The sequence below is a fragment of the Streptomyces sp. NPDC036764 genome, assembly GCF_055609385.1.
Map to the genome: position 1 here is coordinate 360,412 of NZ_JBVJPT010000006.1, position 16,582 is coordinate 376,993.

The following is a 16,582-nucleotide window of genomic DNA, read 5'->3' on the forward strand; positions in this document are numbered from 1 at the left end:
TCGGGGCATGACGCCCAAAGCAGAAGAAAGCAGTGGTCCGCGTCTCGACGAGCGGATCACCGGCGCCCTGGTCGGCGCGGCGGTCGGCGACGCCCTCGGCGGCCCGGTGGAGGGCTACTCCCCCGACCAGATCCTTCAGCGCCACGGCGGCCGGGTGCACGGCATCGTCGGCCCCTGGAACGGCGACGCCTGGCGGACGGCCCGCCCCATCGCGCCGTACCACAAGGGCGACGGGCACGTCACCGACGACACGTTGCTGACGCACGCGCTGGTCCGCGTCTACGGATCCGTCCGCGACCACCTCGACGCGTACGCGATCGCCGACCACCTGGTCCCGGACCTGATGACGAACCCGCGCTGGATCCCGGAACTGGAGGCCGAGGCGCTCCCCCTGCACCGCGTCTTCCTGGCCGAGAAGTGGCTCGTGGCCCGCATTCACTACGGCCACGTGGACCCGCGGGAGGCCGGCGTCGGCAACATCGTCAACTGCGGTGCGGCGATGTACATGGCCCCGGTCGGCCTGGTCAACGCGGCCGACCCGCCGGCCGCGTACAGGGAGGCCCTGGACATCGCGGGCGCCCACCAGTCGTCGTACGGCCGTGAGGCGGCGGGCGTCTTCGCGGCGGCGGTGGCGTCGGCGTGCATCCCCGGCGCCACACCGGACTCGATCATCTCGACGTGCCTGTCCCTGGCGAAGGACGGCACGAGGGCGGCGATCGAGAAGACCTGCGAAGTGGCAAGCACCCACCCGGACTTCGAGTCGGCCCTCACCCCGCTCCGGGAGGCGATCGCCCCGTACGACACCGTCGGCCCCGACTACCGCCGGCCCTCCCTCGGCGCCCGCCGCCCCTCCCGCCTGCACGCCATCGAGGAACTCCCCGTCGCCCTCGCCATGCTGCTGATCGCGGACGGCGACTACCGCCGATCGGTCCTGGGCGCGGTGAACTACGGCCGCGACTGCGACTCGATCGCCACGATGGCCGGCGCTCTGTCCGGCGCCCTGGGCTCACCGGTCCCCGAGGACTGGTCGAAGGCGGTCGCGGAGGCCAGCCGACTGGACCTGTGGGAACCGCCCCGCACCCTGACCGAGGTCACGCGGGAGATCCACGCCCAAGACGTACGACGGCGCCGCGCCCACGAGGCGGCGTTCGCAAGCCTGGAGGGCCGACCATGCTCCGACTGACCTGGGTCCAGCCCGAGGACCTGATCGGCCACGAGTTGCGCCAAGCCGCCCTGGACGGCCGGGAGCCGTCGAGGATCGCGGCGAGATGGCGGGCGGCCGGCGGCGGGGAGGCGCCGGTGCGGGCGGGCGCGTCAGCGGAGCCCACGTCGCGATACCTGCGAACCCTCGCCGAAGACCTGCTGGACGAACTGGCCGACCTGCCCGGCAGGTTGGCGGACCGGGAGCCCACCGACCTCGCGAGGATCAAGGCGAGCTGCCCGTCCTGGCCGGACCCGGACCCGGCACCGGCCGCGCCGGCCGCATCCCGCTACGAAGCCGCCTGGCTCGGCCGGGCCGTCGGCTGTCTGCTCGGCAAGCCCGTCGAGAAGCTCCCCCTGGAAGCGATCCGCCAACTCGCCGCGGCCACCGGCAACCGGCCCCTGAACACGTATTTCACGGCCAAGGGGGTCCCCCCGGAGCTCCTGGCGGCCCACCCCTGGAACCGCCGCTCGGCCCTCACCTCCCTGGCCGAGAACATCGACGGCATGCCCGAGGACGACGATCTCAACTACCCCCTGCTCAACCTGCTCCTGCTCCAGCGCCAAGGCAGGGCATTCACCACCACCGACGTGGCCCGCCTCTGGCTGGACGAGCTCCCGGCCGGCCGCACCTTCACCGCCGAGCGCGTCGCGTACCGCAACCTCCTCCTCGGCATCGAACCCCCGTACACGGCCCGTCACCGCAACCCCTTCCGCGAGTGGATCGGCGCCCTCATCCGCGCGGACGTGCACGGCTGGACCAACCCCGGCGACCCCGGCGCCGCGGCCGAGCAGGCCCACCGCGACGCCACCCTCACGCACACCGCCAACGGCGTCTACGCGGCGATGTTCACGGCCGCGGTCATCGCGCGGGCGGCGGTGGCGACGGCCCCCCACGACATCCACGCCTGCCTGCGCACCGGCCTCACGGTGATCCCGCCGAGGTCCCGGCTCGCCCAGGCCGTTCAGCACGCCGTCCAACTGGCCTGTGCCCACGAGGACTTCGACACCGTCGTCGACGAACTCCACGCCACCCACGCGCACAGCCACCACTGGGTCCACGCCGTCCCCAACACCGCGCTGATCGCCGCCGCCCTCACCCACGCGGACGGCGATTTCACCGGCTCCATCTGCCGTGCCGTGTCGGGCGGCTGGGACACCGACTCCAACGGCGCGACGGCGGGCAGCATCGCCGCGCTGCTGGCCGGCACCCCCGCCGCCCTCCCCGACCGCTGGACGACCCCCCTGAAGAACCGCCTCGCCACCTCCGTCGCCGACTTCAACGGCACCGGCTTCGACTCACTGGCCCGGCTCACCCACGACCTCACCCACCAGCACACCCCCCGGGAGGCACCTCGCCCATGACCGACATCGTCGTGCTCGGCAGCACGAACATGGACCTCGTCACCTACGTCGAGAAGGCCCCGCAGCGCGGTGAGACCGTGACGGGCCGCGAGTTCCGTACGATCCCCGGTGGCAAGGGCGCCAACCAGGCCATCGCGGCGGCCCGCGCCGGCGGCCTCGTCTCGATGATCGGCGCGGTCGGCAACGACGCCTTCGGCACCCGGCTGCGCTCCAACCTCGAACACTCCGGCGTGGACACCGACGACCTCCGCACGGCCGAGGGCCCGTCCGGCACCGCGCACATCGTCGTGGACGACGAGGGCGGCAACGCGATCGTCGTGATCCCCGGCGCGAACGGCACGCTCGACCACCTCAGCCCCGGCGACGAGGGCGTCATCGCCGCCGCGGGCACCCTGCTGCTCCAGCTCGAGATCCCGCTTGCCGCCGTCCTCGCCGGCGCCGAGGCGGCCCACCGCCACGACGTCCGTACGGTCCTCACCCCCTCCCCCGCCCGGCCGCTCCCGCACGAACTCCTCGCCGCCGTCGACCTGCTGGTCCCCAACGAGCTGGAGGCCACCGCCCTCACCGGCCGCACCGACCCTCGCGAGGCGGCCACCGCGCTGCTCGACCAGGTGCCCGAGGTGGTCGTCACCCTGGGCGCCGCCGGCAGCCTGTACGTCACCCGCGGCGCCGAACCCCTGACGGTGCCCGCCCCGAAGGTCACCGCCGTCGACTCCACCGGCGCCGGTGACACCTTCGTCGGCGCCCTCGCGGTGGCGCTCGGCGAGGGGCGGCCCATGCCGGACGCCCTGAAGTGGGCGGCCGCGGCGGCCGCGCTGTCGGTCCAGCGGGAAGGCGCCTCGGTGGCGATGCCGTACCGCCCCGAGATCGAGGAGGCGTACGCGTCATGAGCGCCCCCGACACGCGCCCCCTTCCCCCCGCTCCCCTCACCGGCCTGCGCGTCCTCGACCTGGCCACCCTCTTCGCGGGCCCCCTCGCCGCCACGATGCTCGGCGACTACGGCGCGGAGGTCGTCAAGGTCGAGCACCCCGACCGGCCCGACCCCTCCCGCGGCCACGGCCCGTCGAAGGACGGCGTGGGCCTGTGGTGGAAGGTCCTCGGGCGCAACAAGCGCACGATCACCCTGAACCTCTCCAAGCCCGGCGGCCGTGCCACCCTGCTGCGCCTCGCCGCGAACGCGGACGTCGTCATCGAGAACTTCCGCCCCGGCACCCTGGAGAAGTGGGACCTCGGCTGGCCGGAGCTCTCCGCCGCCAACCCCCGCCTGATCCTCACCCGGGTCACCGGCTTCGGCCAGTTCGGCCCCTACGCCCACCGCCCCGGCTTCGGCACCCTCGCCGAGGCGATGAGCGGCTTCGCCGCGCTCACCGGCGAACCGGACGCACCCCCGACCCTGCCGCCGTTCGGCCTCGCCGACTCGATCGCGGGCCTGGCGACGGCGTACGCGGTGATGACGGCGTTGGCAGCGCGCGAGCGCACCGGCGAGGGCCAGGTCGTCGACATGGCTCTGATCGAGCCGATGCTGCTGGCGCTCGGCCCCCAGGCGACCTGGTACGACCAGCTCGGCTACGTGCAGGAACGCACCGGCAACCGCTCCGCCAACAACGCCCCCCGCAACACCTACCGCACCGCGGACGGGTCCTGGGTCGCGGTCTCCACCTCCGCCCAGTCGATCGCCGAGCGGGTGATGCACCTGGTGGGGCGGCCCGACCTGATCGACGAACCGTGGTTCGCGACCGGCGCCGACCGGGCCCGGCACGCCGACGTCCTCGACCGGGCCGTCGGAGACTGGATCGCCCGCCACACCCGCGCCGACGTCCTCGCCGCCTTCGAGAAGGCGGAGGCGGCGGTGGCCCCGATCCAGGACGTACGGGATGTGATGACGGACCCGCAGTACGCGGCCCTGGACACGATCACCACCGTCGACGACCCCGAACTCGGCCCGCTGCGCATGCAGAACGTCCTCTTCCGGCTCTCCGCCACCCCCGGCACGATCCGCTGGACCGGCCGCCCGCACGGCGCGGACACCGACGAGATCCTCACCGGCCTGGGCCTGACCCCCACCGACCTGGCGGCCCTGCGCGAGGAGGGCGCGCTGTGACCGTCCGGGCAAGGGCCGCCGCCTCCTACCCCCTGACCTGGCTGTACGCCCCCGGCGACCGCCCGCGTGTGGTGGCCAAGGCCCTCCTGTCGGGCGCCGACGTCGTGATCGTCGACCTTGAGGACGCGGTGGCCCCGGACCGCAAGGACTACGCGCGGGCGGCCACGGCCGACCTGCTCGCGGACCCGGAGCACCCCGTGCCCGTCCATGTCCGGGTGAACGCCCTGGACACCCCGCCGGCGGCCAAGGACCTCGCCGTCCTGGCAGCCCTTCCGGGCCTCGCCGCGCTGCGCCTGCCGAAGGTGACCTCCGCCGAGCAGATCATCCACCTCGCCCAGACCACCCCGCCCACCGCTCCGGGCACGACCCCGCTGCACGCCCTCCTGGAATCGGCCCTGGGCATCGAGCGCGCCCACGCCATCGCCGCCGCGCACCCGAGCCTGCACGGCATCTCCCTCGGCGAGTCGGATCTACGGGCCGACCTGGGCGTACGCGGCGACGCGGGCCTCGACTGGTGCCGCTCGCGCGTCGTCGTGGCCGCACGCGCGGCGGGCATGCCCCCGCCCCCGCAGTCGATCCACCCCGACATCCGCGACCTGGAGGGCCTGGCGGCCTCCTGCGCCCACGGCCGCACCCTCGGCTTCCTGGGCCGGGCCGCCATCCACCCCCGCCAGCTCCCGGTGATCGAACGTGCCTACCTCCCCACGGAGGAGGAACTGGCACAGGCCGAGATGATCATCAAGGCGGCCACGACGGAACAGGGCGCCCAGGCCCTGCAGGACGGCACGTTCATCGACGCGGCGGTGGTGGCAGCGGCCCACCGCACCCTGGCACTGGCCCGTCGGCGCTGACCGGACACGACGGAGGGCGCCCGGCAGAACCGGGCGCCCTCATCGTCGTAAAGTCAGACCTCAGGCCTTCTTCGTCCCCGACCCGGCCTCGTCCTTGACGTCTTCCTCGGCCTCGTCACTGACGTCTTCCTCGGCCTCGTCCTTGACGTCCTCGTCCTTCGCCTCGGCGTCGGAGTCGGCATCCGCGTCGTCCCCGGCCTCACCGCCGGAGGCACTCGCGCCAGGCTCGACCACCGCCTCGCGGCCCGGCCGCTTCTTCGCCGAGATCACGATGTAGGCCACCGCGAGCAGGAACACGATCAGCGCGGTCCAGTTGTTCAGCCGCAGCCCGAGGATGTGGTGGGCGTCGTCGACGCGCATGTACTCGACCCAGAACCGGCCCACGCAGTACGAGGCGACGTACAGCGCGAACGCCCGTCCGTGGCCCAGCTTGAAGCGGCGGTCGGCCCAGATCACCAGCACCGCGACGCCGATGCACCACAGCGACTCGTACAAGAAGGTCGGGTGGTACGTGCCCGGTACCCGGCCGTCCGTCGAGGAGGTGATCTTCAGCGCCCACGGAAGGTCGGTCTCGCGTCCGTAGAGCTCCTGGTTGAACCAGTTGCCCCAGCGCCCGATCGCCTGCGCGAGGGCGATGCCGGGCGCCACGGCGTCGGCGTACGCGGGCAACGGGATGCCCCGGCGGCGGCAGCCGATCCACGCGCCCAGTGCGCCGAGCGCGATGGCGCCCCAGATGCCGAGGCCGCCCTCCCAGATCTTGAAGGCGTCCACCCAGTCACGGCCCTCGCTGAAGTACAGCTCGTAGTCCGTGATCACGTGATAGAGGCGCCCGCCGACCAGTCCGAACGGGACGGCCCAGACCGCGATGTCGGCGACCGTGCCGGACCGCCCGCCCCGGGCGATCCAGCGTTTGTTGCCGAGCCAGACGGCTACGAAGACACCGATGATGATGCAGAAGGCGTAGCCGCGCAGCGGAATGGGGCCGAGGTGGATCACCCCGCGCGACGGGCTGGGAATGTAGGCAAGTTCCATGGCAAGGTCGACGCTACCCTGCCGGGCGGCACCGATGTCAGGCAGCCCGGCTACGGGTCCATAACAGGCACCGGGGCTCAGCCCTTGGCGGCTTCCTCCACCATCTGCTTCAGCTTGGCCGGCGTCATCGTCTGGTCCTGGTAGATGTTCTTGCCGTTGAGCAGGACCGTCGGCGTACCGCTGAAGCCGCCGCTCTTGAACGCGTCGTTGGACTTCTCCACCCAACTGTTGTGGGTGCCGTCCTCGACGCACTTGCGGAAGGCGGGCGTGTCCAGGCCCTTGACCTTGCCCGCGAGCTCGAAGAGCTTGCTGTTCTTGGCGAAGGCGTCGTCGACCTCCGGCGGCTGGTTCTCGTACAGCACGTCGTGGTACTGCGTGAACTTCCCGGCGTCCTGGGCGCAGGCCGCCGCGTTCGCGGCGTTGCGCGAGCCGGTGCCGCCCATGTTGCCGTCGATGATCGTCGCCAGGTGGTACTCGACTCTGAGCTTGCCGGAGTCCGTCAGCTCGTGGATCGTCGACCGGTACGCGTCCTCGAAGGACTTGCAGGCCGGGCAGCGGAAGTCCTCCCAGACCGTGAGCGTCGACTTGGCGCCCTCCTGGCCGACGGGGATCGCGAGACCGTCCTTGCCCTGTGCCCCCGAGGGCCCCACGACGGGCCCCGCGTCGCTGCCGCTGTCCTTGCCGGCGTTGGCCGCGACGACTCCGATGACCGCCGCGAGTCCGAGGACGCAGACGACGCTCGCGCCCACGATCAGCGCACGGCGCCGCTTGTCGGCGGCCTTCTGCTTCTCCCGCTCGACCGCCAGCCGCTCACGGGCGGTCCGCTTTCCCTCACGATTCTTTTCGCTCACACCCGCAGAACGAACCGGGGAGGCGCAGCGCGCCTCCCCGGCCTCAGGTCCACCCGTTCGAGCGACTCGTACGGAAGGCCCTTCTTCTGAAGATGTCCCCTACGGAGGTAGTCCGCCGCAGGTCAGGGCTACGCCTGCCGGCGCACGCCCTTCGCCAGATCACCGGCGAGCGAGCGCACGGCCTCGACTCCGGCCGCGTCGTCCGGCGCGTCCAGCATCCGCTTGACGAAGGCCGAGCCGACGATCACGCCGTCGGCGAAGCCGGCCACCTCGGCGGCCTGGTCGGCGTTGGAGACGCCGAGCCCGACGCAGACGGGCAGTTCGGAGCCGGTGGCCCTGGTGCGCTCGACCAGTTCCTGCGCCTGTGCGCCCACGGACTCGCGGGTGCCGGTGACGCCCATCAGCGAGGCGGCGTAGACGAAGCCGCTGCCGGCCGCGGTGATCCGGGCGAGCCGCTCGTCCTTGCTGCTCGGCGCCACGACGAACACCGTCGCGAGGCCGTGCTTCTCGGCGTGCTCCCTCCACAGCGCCGACTCCTGGACCGGCAGGTCGGGCAGGATGCAGCCCGCGCCGCCCGCCTCCGCCAGCTCGGCGGTGAAACGCTCGACGCCGTAGCGGTCGATGGGGTTCCAGTACGTCATCACGAGGATCGGCTTGCCGGTGGCCTCGTGCGCCTCGCGGACCGTGCGCATGACGTCCGCGATCCTGACGCCGCCGCGCAGGGCGATGTCGTCGGCGGTCTGGATGACGGGGCCGTCGAGGACGGGGTCGCTGTGCGGCAGCCCGACCTCCACGACGTCGGCGCCCCCGTCGAGCGCGGCCTTGATCGCCTCGATGCCGCCGTCCACGGTCGGGAACCCGGCCGGGAGGTAGGCGATCAGCGCGGAGCGGCCCTCGGCCTTGGCGGCGCGCAGGGTGTCCGTCAACAGCTCGATGTTCCCGCTCACTTGGCGTCCCCCTGGATCTCGGCGGCGCCGCCGTTCGCGTCGGCGGCGACCTCGGCGTCGGTGTCGTACAGGCCGAAGTAGCGCGCGGCCGTGTCCATGTCCTTGTCGCCGCGGCCGGACAGGTTGACGACGATCAGGCCGTCCTTGCCCAGCTCCCTGCCGACCTCCAGGGCGCCGGCGAGCGCGTGGGCGCTCTCGATCGCCGGGATGATGCCCTCGGTGCGCGACAGCAGGCGCAGGGCCTGCATCGCCGCGTCGTCGGTGACCGCGCGGTACTCGCCGCGGCCGCTGTCCTTGAGGTAGGAGTGCTCGGGGCCGATTCCCGGGTAGTCCAGACCGGCCGAGATCGAGTACGGCTCGGTGATCTGGCCCTCGTCGTCCTGGAGGACGTAGGAGCGGGAGCCGTGCAGGATGCCGGGCTCGCCCGCGGTCAGGGTCGCAGCGTGCTCGCCGGTCTCGACGCCGTGCCCGGCGGGCTCGCAGCCGATGAGGCGTACGTCCGTGTCGGGGATGAAGGCGTGGAAGAGGCCGATGGCGTTGGAGCCGCCGCCGACGCAGGCGATGGCGGCGTCGGGGAGGCGTCCGGCGCGCTCCAGGAGCTGGCGGCGGGCCTCGACGCCGATCACGCGGTGGAAGTCGCGGACCATGGCGGGGAAGGGGTGCGGGCCGGCGACCGTACCGAAGAGGTAGTGGGTGTGGTCGACGTTGGCGACCCAGTCGCGGAACGCCTCGTTGATGGCGTCCTTCAGGGTGCGGCTGCCCGACTTCACGGCGATGACCTCGGCGCCGAGCATGCGCATCCGGGCCACGTTGAGGGCCTGGCGCTCGGTGTCGATCTCACCCATGTAGATGGTGCAGTCGAGGCCGAACAGCGCGCAGGCCGTCGCCGTCGCCACGCCGTGCTGGCCGGCGCCGGTCTCGGCGATCACGCGGGTCTTGCCCATGCGCTTGGTGAGCAGGGCCTGGCCGAGCACGTTGTTGATCTTGTGTGAGCCGGTGTGGTTGAGGTCTTCCCGCTTGAGGAAGATCCGGGCGCCGCCGGCGTGTTCGGCGAACCTCGGCACCTCGGTGAGGGAGCTGGGGCGGCCGGTGTAGTGGACCAGCAGGTCGTCGAGCTCGCGGGCGAACTCGGGGTCGTGCTTGGCCTTGTCGTACTCGACGGCCACCTCGTCCACGGCGGCGACGAGGGCCTCCGGGATGAACTTGCCGCCGAACGCACCGAAGTAGCCTTCGGGGCTGGGTACTTGACCTTCGGGGTCGGGGATGAAGAAGTCGCTGGGCATGCGGATACCTCACGGTGAGTGCGTGAAAAAGACACTAATCGCCGTGGGGCGGGGGGGGTAATCACACGACTGCGGGCCGTGTGTGGTTGCTCGCGCTCGCGCGGCGGTAGCCGCACATCAGACAGAGCCCCCGCGCCCCTAAGGGGCGCGCTGCCATCGACGGCCGTTCACCTGGCCAGGCTCGTCTCCGATGACGTATCGCACGCGACGGCCGTGCACCCGGCGTGCGGGCGCGCGGCAGCCACGGGGGCGGCAGCCGCGCGCGAGGCGGGCGTACCTGTCCGTGGTCGTCGTCGTGAGCGTCATCGGGCCAACTCTATCGGGTGATCAGCCGCGGCCGTGCCGCAATGCGGGGTGCTCGCCGGCCGCCACCAGGTCGGAGACCGCGGACTTGGGGTCCTTGCCGGTGACCAGGGACTCACCGACCAGGACCGCGTCGGCGCCGGCGTTGGCGTAGGCGATGAGGTCGTGCGGGCCGCGGACACCCGACTCGGCCACCTTGACGATGGTGTCGGGGATCTCCGGCGCCACCCGCTCGAACGTGCCCCGGTCGACTTCCAGGGTCTTCAGGTTGCGCGCGTTGACGCCGATGATCTTCGCGCCGGCGTCCACCGCGCGGTCGACCTCGTCCTCGTCGTGCACCTCGACGAGCGGCGTCAGGCCGATGGACACCGCGCGCTCGATCAGCGACTCCAGGGCCGGCTGGTCGAGGGCGGCCACGATCAGCAGTACGAGGTCGGCGCCGTACGCGCGCGCCTCCCAGAGCTGGTACGACGTGACGATGAAGTCCTTGCGCAGGACCGGGATGTCCACGCGCGCGCGGACGGCCTCCAGGTCGGCCAGCGAGCCGCCGAAGCGGCGCTGCTCGGTGAGTACGGAGATGACGGCCGCGCCGCCCGCCTCGTAGTCCGCGGCGAGCCCGGCCGGGTCGGCGATCGCCGCCAGCGCGCCCTTGGAGGGGCTGGAGCGCTTGACCTCACAGATGACCTTGACGCCGTCGCCCCGCAGGGCGGCGACCCCGTCCTTGGCCGCGGGAGCCTTCGCCGCGCGCTCCTTGAGCTCGTCGAGGCTGACGCGCGCCTGCCGCTCCGCGAGGTCGGCACGGACTCCGTCGATGATCTCGTCGAGCACACTCACGCGAGCGGCCCCCTTTCAGACGGTGGGCTGTGAAAGCGGTACGAAACCGCCGGTCACTGCGATGGTATCCGGAGCAGGGCGTAGGCCTCACATCCGGTTGACGCCGGTCCCACTACCTGGACCTTCCCTGATTGATCAAGGATGCAGCCAGCCACCGAAGGGCAGGTTCCGGACAACTGTGAACACCAGCAGCAACGCGCCCGCGGCCCACAACTGCACCGGCCCGAGATCGATCCGCAGCGGCCGGCCGCGCACCGTGCGGACCACCCAGACGGTCCACACCACGGCGAAGACCGCGTAACCGGCGACGGCGAGCGCGTTGTCCTGGAGCGCCGCCGCGAAGTCGCCGTGCACGACGGCGTGCGCGCTGCGCAGTCCACCGCAGCCCGGGCAGTAGATGCCGGTGAACCGGAGCAGCGGGCAGGCGGGGTAGTGGCCGGGTTCGTTCGGGTCCACGGCGCCGACGTAGGCGAAGGCGCCGGCGACGGCCGCGAGCACGCCCGCCGGGACGGCCAGGCGCGCCCACCGGGCGCCGGTACCGGGCCGTGTCACCCTCTGGCTGTCGGCGTTCACGTCATGCATTGTGCCCCCCACGCGCGTGAGGGGCGCCCCCTGGCACCCATCGGTGCCGGGTCGCCCCTCAGCGAAGTGGTGCGGGCCTCAGCCCTTGGCGCTCGCCGCCTCGCGCTCCTGCGACATCAGCAGCGCCTGGTGAGCGTCCTTGGGCTGGCCCAGGCCCATCGCGCTCATGATCCAGGCGATGATGCCGCCGAGAACCACGACGCCCATGCCGGCCCAGAAGCCCGCGGGCTGGTCCAGAACCATGAAGGCGCCCGCCACGCAGAAACCGATGAAGGCGATCGTGACACCGGTCCAGGCGGCCGGGGTGTGACCGTGGCTGCTGCCCGCCATTGCTTGCTCCTCGTTGCTGAAGTACGTGTCGAGCCGAACGCTCGCTGTCATTGTCCCGCACGCGTTGCGCTGTGGTGATCGGGGGTAGCCCGAGCGATACGAGGCCGGAGCGATTCGACGCCGAGTAGGGCAACGCCCTAAGGGGCGCGGGGAACTGCGCGACCAGCCCCCCACCGCCCCGCGGGTGAACTACGGCCCTCCTCGCGGAGCGCTACGCGCCGGTCGGGTCCTCGCCCCGGTCCAGCGCCTTCCAGAGTTCCTCGGGCCGGTCGGGGTCGGCGGCGGTCTGGGCCCTACGGCGCGGCCGGGGGGTGCCGTTTCGCTCGTAGCGGCCGGACATGCCGGGCCACAGCCGCCCGTAGCGCAGGGCCAGCAGTCCGGCGAGCAGGATGAGGGCCCCGCCCACGGCCGCGACGTACGGCCAGGCGGTGTGGGTGAGGGCCTGGACGGTGGCCGAGGTGTCGCCGGACGCCCGCGCGGCCTTCTCGTCGAGCGCGGTGCTGTCGGAGGCGCCGAGCAGGGCGGCGGCGACGGTGCCGGCTCCGGAGAGCGCGAGCAGGCCGGCGACCATGAAGCGGCCGGCCCGGCGGACGGCGAAGACGGCGACGAGCGCGGCGAGCCCCACTATGGCCAGGGCCGCGGGGACGCCGGTGACGTCACTGCCCTTGGCGGTCAGCGGGAACGGTCCGCCCGCCACCGTCGCGGTGCCCTCCGACCAGAGCTGTCGGGTGGCGAGCAGCGCGACGGCCGCGCCGACCGCCCCGCACAGCAGGGCTACGGCGAGGCTCACACGGCCGGCCCGGGCGGAGCCGGGGGCTTCGGAACGAGGGTGCGGTACGGCAGTCACGTACTCCACTATCGCCCGAACCCCGGGCGATCGGTCACCCGGGGTTCATGTGAGACGGACTACGCAGTCCCGCGTGGGTTCACCCGAGCCGGTTCGCCGTGTGGACCGCGCGCAGGACCGCCGCCGCCTTGTTGCGGCACTCGGTGTCCTCGGCGACCGGATCCGAGTCGGCGACGATGCCCGCGCCCGCCTGGACGTAGGCCGTGCCGTCCCGCAGGAGGGCCGTACGGATGGCGATGGCGGTGTCGGAGTCGCCCGCGAAGTCGAGGTAGCCGACGCAGCCGCCGTACAGCCCGCGCCGGGACGGTTCGAGCTCGTCGATGATCTGCATCGCGCGGGGCTTGGGGGCGCCGGAGAGGGTGCCGGCCGGGAAGCAGGCCGTGAGGACGTCGAAGGCCGTGCGGCCCGGGGCGACGCGGCCGGTCACCGTCGAGACGATGTGCATCACGTGGGAGTACCGCTCGATGGACATGAAGTCGACGACCTCGACGGAGCCCGGCTCGCAGACCCGCCCCAGGTCGTTGCGCCCCAGGTCGACGAGCATCAGGTGCTCGGCGCGCTCCTTGGGGTCGGCGAGCAGCTCGTCGGCGAGGGCCTGGTCCTCCTGCGGGGTCGCCCCGCGCCACCGGGTGCCGGCGATGGGGTGGACCATGGCGCGGCCGTCCTCGACCTTCACCAGGGCTTCCGGCGAGGAGCCGACGACGTCGAAGCCGTCGAAGCGGAACAGGTACATGTACGGCGAGGGGTTGGTCGCCCGCAGCACCCGGTAGACGTCCAGCGCGCTCGCCGTGCACGGCGTCTCGAAGCGCTGGGAGGGGACCACCTGGAACGCCTCGCCGGCCCGGATGCGCTCCTTGATGTCCTCGACGGCCTCCTGGAAGTCCTCGCCGCCCCACAGGGCGGTGTACTCGGGGAGCTCCGAGGGCGGCAGGACGGCCGGCGGCTGGACGACCGCGCGGGAGAGATCGGCCTCCATGGCGTCGAGGCGGGCGACCGCGTCCGCGTACGACTCGTCGACGCCCGTGTCGAGGTCGTTGTGGTTGATCGCGTTGGCGATCAGCAGGACGGAGCCCTCCCAGTGGTCCATGACCGCGAGGTCGCTGGTGAGCAGCATGGTCAGCTCGGGCAGCCCCAGGTCGTCCCGCTCGCCGGGGCCGATCTTCTCCAGGCGGCGCACGATGTCGTAGCCGAGGTAGCCGACCATGCCGCCGGTGAAGGGCGGCAGGCCCAGGTCGTGGGCGAGGTCGCGCGGAGTGTGCAGGGCCTCGATGGTGGCGCGCAGGGCGGCCAGCGGGTCGCCGTCGACGGGGACGCCGACGGGCGGGGAGCCGAGCCAGTGGGCCTGGCCGTCGCGCGCGGTGAGGGTCGCCGCGGAGCGGACGCCCACGAAGGAGTAGCGGGACCAGGAGCGGCCGTTCTCCGCGGACTCCAGCAGGAAGGTGCCGGAGCGCTCGGCGGCGAGCTTTCGGTAGAGGGCCACCGGGGTGTCGCCGTCGGCGAGGAGCTTGCGGGTGACCGGGATGACCCGGCGGTCGCTGGCGAGCTTGCGGAACGTCTCAAGATCCATGGCGGCTGACCCTACTGATCCGAGGCCGGTGCGCCGGAATCGGCGCCGTCCTTGAGCAGCACGTCCTCGTCGAAGCAGGTACGCGCGCCGGTGTGGCAGGCGGCGCCGACCTGGTCGACCTTGACCAGGAGGGTGTCCGCGTCGCAGTCCAGGGCGACCGACTTCACCCACTGGAAGTGGCCGGAGGTGTCGCCCTTGACCCAGTACTCCTGGCGGCTGCGGGACCAGTAGGTGCAGCGGCCGGTGGTGAGCGTGCGATGCAGCGCCTCGTCGTCCATCCAGCCGAGCATCAGCACCTCACCGGTGTCGTACTGCTGGGCGATGGCGGGCAGGAGCCCTTCCGCGCTGCGCTTGAGGCGCGCGGCGATCTCGGGGTCCAGCCGGCTGGGCCGGCGGGGCGTGCTCGTGGTCATGCCTGCCATTGTGCCGCGCGCAACTGACAGTGACCGTCCGGTGTCCACTGATTGGAAGGGGCGGCGCACGAGCACCTCGTCGAGGGGTGGGGGCCGGGTGACGGGTGGGCGGACTTCGGGGGTGGTCGTAGGCTGACTGTATGTCGACCTTCGCGCAGCGTGAACGACTTCTGCTCGCCGACCTCTTGGAGGCCGAGGGCCCCGAGGCCCCCACCCTCTGCGAGGGCTGGCAGACCCGTGAGCTGGCCGCGCACGTGGTGGTGCGCGAGCGCCGCCCCGACGCCGCCGCCGGGCTGCTGATCAAGCCGCTCGCCCAGCGCCTGGACAGGGCGATGGAGGAGTTCGCGGCGAAGCCGTACGAGGAGCTGATCCAGCTCATCCGCACCGGCCCGCCCCGTTTCTCGCCCTTCCAGCTCAAGCAGATCGACGAGGCGTCGAACACGATCGAGTTCTACGTCCACACCGAGGACGTCCGCCGCGCCCAGCCCGACTGGACGCCGCGCGAACTCGACCCGGTCTTCCAGGACGCCCTGTGGTCCCGTCTGGAGCGCTCCGCGCGCCTGGTGGGCCGCAGCGCACCCACGGGTCTGGTGCTGCGCCGCCCCGACGGGCAGACGGCGGTGGCCCACAAGGGCGCGCCGGTCGTCACGGTGACCGGCGAGCCGTCGGAGCTGCTGATGTTCGCCTACGGCCGGCAGAGCACCGCCAAGGTCGAGCTGGACGGCGACGAGAACGCCATCGCCAAGCTGCACGGGTCGAAGCAGCTCGGCATCTGAGCTCAGCCCGGCAACAGTTCGGCCCGGCAGCTCAGACCGTCAGCTCAGCCCGGCAGTTCGGCCCGGCGCAGGTCCCGCGCGCACAGGCCGACCGCCCCGCCGAGCCCGCAGACCGCTGCACTGGCCGCGAAGACCGGGCCGGTGCCCCACACGCCGATCGCGGCGCCGGTCAGCGGGAAGGTGAGCGGGGCGACGCCGAGGCTGAAGAAGGTGGACACGGACGTGACCCGGCCGACGTAGGCCCGCTCGGACTCGGCCTGGAGCAGCGCCCCGCACAGCACGCCGTTCAGCCCCGAGATCAGCCCGACGGTCAGGGCCACGGCGACGGCGACCGCGAGGTACGGCACATACGCGAGGGCGGCGATCGCGCTCGCGCTGACCACACCGGACACGGACAGTACGAGCCCCGTGCGCGGGACGCGGCCACGGGCGGTGAGCAGCAGCGAGGCCGCTCCGGCCCCGGTGCCGAAGCCGGCGAGGACCCATCCGACACCGCCCGCTCCCCAACCGCGCTCGTCGGCGAGCAGGGCCAGGCCGACGTTGAGGGGGCCGACGAAGCCGAGGTCGCTGAGCGCGATCACGGCGATCAGCGGCAGCAGGACACGGTGGCCGCGTATGTGGCGCAGGCCGGCGGTGAGGTCGCTCCAGGCGCTGCCACGCGTGCGTGCGCCGTCCGCGGGCAGCGGTCCCACCCGCAGGGCGATCAGGAGTGGCAGGGAGGCCGCGAACAGCAGCCCGGCCAGCCCGAACGCCGCCGCGGTGCCCCCGAGGGCCACGCCGAGGCCGCCGAGCGGGGCCCCGACGACGTTGGCCAGCCGGACGACGAGGCCGCGCATGCCGTGCACCCGGGCGAGCTGCCCGCGCGTGGTGATCCGGCTGGGCAGGGCGCCCAGGGCGGGCATCATCACGGCGTCGACGGCCCCGAAGACCAGCGCCAGCGCGGCCAGCGGCCACAGGCCGGGGCTGCTCACGAGCAGCAGCGCGGCGACGGCGAGGACCGCCGCGCAGCGTGCCGCGTCGCTGCCGATCAGCACCCTGCGCGGCCCGAACCGGTCGGCGATCACTCCCCCGCCCAGCATCAGCACGGCCCGCGGCACCGCGCTCAGCGCGGTCACCAGTCCCGCCTGGGCGGGCGTCCCGGCCTGGACGGCGGCCCAGGACAGGGCGAGGTAGTAGACGTTGTCGCCGACGGCCGACGAGGCGTAGGCGCCGAGCCAGCGCAGCACGTCGGGGTCGCGGTGGGCGGGGCGCTCCGCCGCGGCGGCGGGCGCGTCGCCGGTCTGTGTCGCGGGCACGTCCG

At 72.8% G+C, this 16,582-nt stretch carries 18 protein-coding genes; 6 read left to right on the forward strand and 12 right to left on the reverse strand.

Translation table 11 applies throughout. The annotated features are described in order from the left end of the window. The first annotated feature begins 7 nt into the window (after nt 1-7). From ACZ69Q_RS24460 to ACZ69Q_RS24480, 5 genes are read left to right on the forward strand one after another with little or no spacing between them, the layout of a single operon-like run. Entirely contained in the window at nt 8-1,183 is a 1,176-nt protein-coding gene (locus ACZ69Q_RS24460; protein ID WP_471045398.1) for an ADP-ribosylglycohydrolase family protein, read from the forward strand. Further along, nucleotides 1,171-2,565: an ADP-ribosylglycohydrolase family protein gene (locus ACZ69Q_RS24465; RefSeq protein ID WP_471045400.1), complete on the forward strand. Its 1,395-nt coding sequence runs from the start codon at nt 1,171-1,173 to the stop codon at nt 2,563-2,565. The genes ACZ69Q_RS24460 and ACZ69Q_RS24465 overlap by 13 nt, the downstream gene beginning before the upstream one ends. After that, a complete protein-coding gene (gene rbsK / locus ACZ69Q_RS24470) occupies nt 2,562-3,455 on the forward strand; it encodes a ribokinase (protein WP_471045402.1) in 894 nt (297 codons plus the stop codon). The genes ACZ69Q_RS24465 and rbsK overlap by 4 nt, the downstream gene beginning before the upstream one ends. Next, nucleotides 3,452-4,666: a CaiB/BaiF CoA transferase family protein gene (locus ACZ69Q_RS24475; protein ID WP_471045403.1), complete on the forward strand. Its 1,215-nt coding sequence runs from the start codon at nt 3,452-3,454 to the stop codon at nt 4,664-4,666. Before rbsK ends, ACZ69Q_RS24475 begins: the two co-directional genes overlap by 4 nt. After that, on the forward strand, nt 4,663-5,517 hold the full coding sequence (locus tag ACZ69Q_RS24480; RefSeq protein ID WP_471045406.1) for an HpcH/HpaI aldolase/citrate lyase family protein: 855 nt from the start codon (nt 4,663-4,665) through the stop codon (nt 5,515-5,517). Before ACZ69Q_RS24475 ends, ACZ69Q_RS24480 begins: the two co-directional genes overlap by 4 nt. Nucleotides 5,518-5,577: 60 nt before the next feature. On the opposite strand, the gene lgt is transcribed toward ACZ69Q_RS24480, so the two are convergent. The 11 genes from lgt to hisI form a co-directional block, all read right to left on the reverse strand. Further along, the gene (gene lgt / locus ACZ69Q_RS24485; protein WP_471045409.1) at nt 5,578-6,549 is read right to left on the reverse strand and encodes a prolipoprotein diacylglyceryl transferase; all 972 of its coding nucleotides are present in this window, start codon (nt 6,547-6,549) and stop codon (nt 5,578-5,580) included. A gap of 77 nt (nt 6,550-6,626) precedes the next feature. Further along, nucleotides 6,627-7,400: a DsbA family protein gene (locus tag ACZ69Q_RS24490; RefSeq protein ID WP_471045412.1), complete on the reverse strand. Its 774-nt coding sequence runs from the start codon at nt 7,398-7,400 to the stop codon at nt 6,627-6,629. Between the two features lie 128 nt (nt 7,401-7,528). Beyond that, nucleotides 7,529-8,347, reverse strand: a complete 819-nt coding sequence (trpA, locus tag ACZ69Q_RS24495) for a tryptophan synthase subunit alpha (RefSeq protein ID WP_471045415.1) — start codon at nt 8,345-8,347, stop codon at nt 7,529-7,531. Continuing rightward, nucleotides 8,344-9,630: a tryptophan synthase subunit beta gene (gene trpB, locus ACZ69Q_RS24500; RefSeq protein WP_471045418.1), complete on the reverse strand. Its 1,287-nt coding sequence runs from the start codon at nt 9,628-9,630 to the stop codon at nt 8,344-8,346. The genes trpA and trpB overlap by 4 nt, the downstream gene beginning before the upstream one ends. Before the next feature lie 138 nt (nt 9,631-9,768). Next, nucleotides 9,769-9,936, reverse strand: coding sequence for a tryptophan biosynthesis modulator TrpM (trpM, locus tag ACZ69Q_RS24505; RefSeq protein WP_351926813.1), 168 nt, complete (start codon nt 9,934-9,936; stop codon nt 9,769-9,771). A gap of 21 nt (nt 9,937-9,957) precedes the next feature. After that, nucleotides 9,958-10,767 (reverse strand): indole-3-glycerol phosphate synthase TrpC, encoded by an 810-nt coding sequence (gene trpC / locus ACZ69Q_RS24510; protein WP_471045421.1) that lies wholly within the window; start codon nt 10,765-10,767, stop codon nt 9,958-9,960. 135 nt (nt 10,768-10,902) lie between these two features. Continuing rightward, nucleotides 10,903-11,349 (reverse strand): DUF2752 domain-containing protein, encoded by a 447-nt coding sequence (locus tag ACZ69Q_RS24515; RefSeq protein ID WP_471045423.1) that lies wholly within the window; start codon nt 11,347-11,349, stop codon nt 10,903-10,905. Between the two features lie 78 nt (nt 11,350-11,427). Continuing rightward, a complete protein-coding gene (locus tag ACZ69Q_RS24520; RefSeq protein WP_471045424.1) occupies nt 11,428-11,679 on the reverse strand; it encodes an HGxxPAAW family protein in 252 nt (83 codons plus the stop codon). Nucleotides 11,680-11,890: 211 nt separating this feature from the next. After that, entirely contained in the window at nt 11,891-12,535 is a 645-nt protein-coding gene (locus ACZ69Q_RS24525; RefSeq protein WP_471045426.1) for a TIGR02234 family membrane protein, read from the reverse strand. Between the two features lie 70 nt (nt 12,536-12,605). Then, entirely contained in the window at nt 12,606-14,093 is a 1,488-nt protein-coding gene (locus ACZ69Q_RS24530; RefSeq protein ID WP_471045428.1) for an anthranilate synthase component I, read from the reverse strand. Between the two features lie 11 nt (nt 14,094-14,104). Beyond that, complete coding sequence (gene hisI, locus ACZ69Q_RS24535; protein WP_471045430.1) at nt 14,105-14,515, reverse strand: phosphoribosyl-AMP cyclohydrolase; 411 nt, start codon at nt 14,513-14,515, stop codon at nt 14,105-14,107. Nucleotides 14,516-14,646: 131 nt separating this feature from the next. Here hisI and ACZ69Q_RS24540 point away from each other — a divergent pair, with 131 nt between their 5' ends. Further along, nucleotides 14,647-15,282 (forward strand): TIGR03085 family metal-binding protein, encoded by a 636-nt coding sequence (locus tag ACZ69Q_RS24540; RefSeq protein ID WP_471045433.1) that lies wholly within the window; start codon nt 14,647-14,649, stop codon nt 15,280-15,282. A gap of 44 nt (nt 15,283-15,326) precedes the next feature. Here ACZ69Q_RS24540 and ACZ69Q_RS24545 read toward each other — a convergent pair whose 3' ends face one another. Then, entirely contained in the window at nt 15,327-16,577 is a 1,251-nt protein-coding gene (locus ACZ69Q_RS24545) for an MFS transporter (protein ID WP_471045436.1), read from the reverse strand. Nucleotides 16,578-16,582 lie beyond the last annotated feature (5 nt).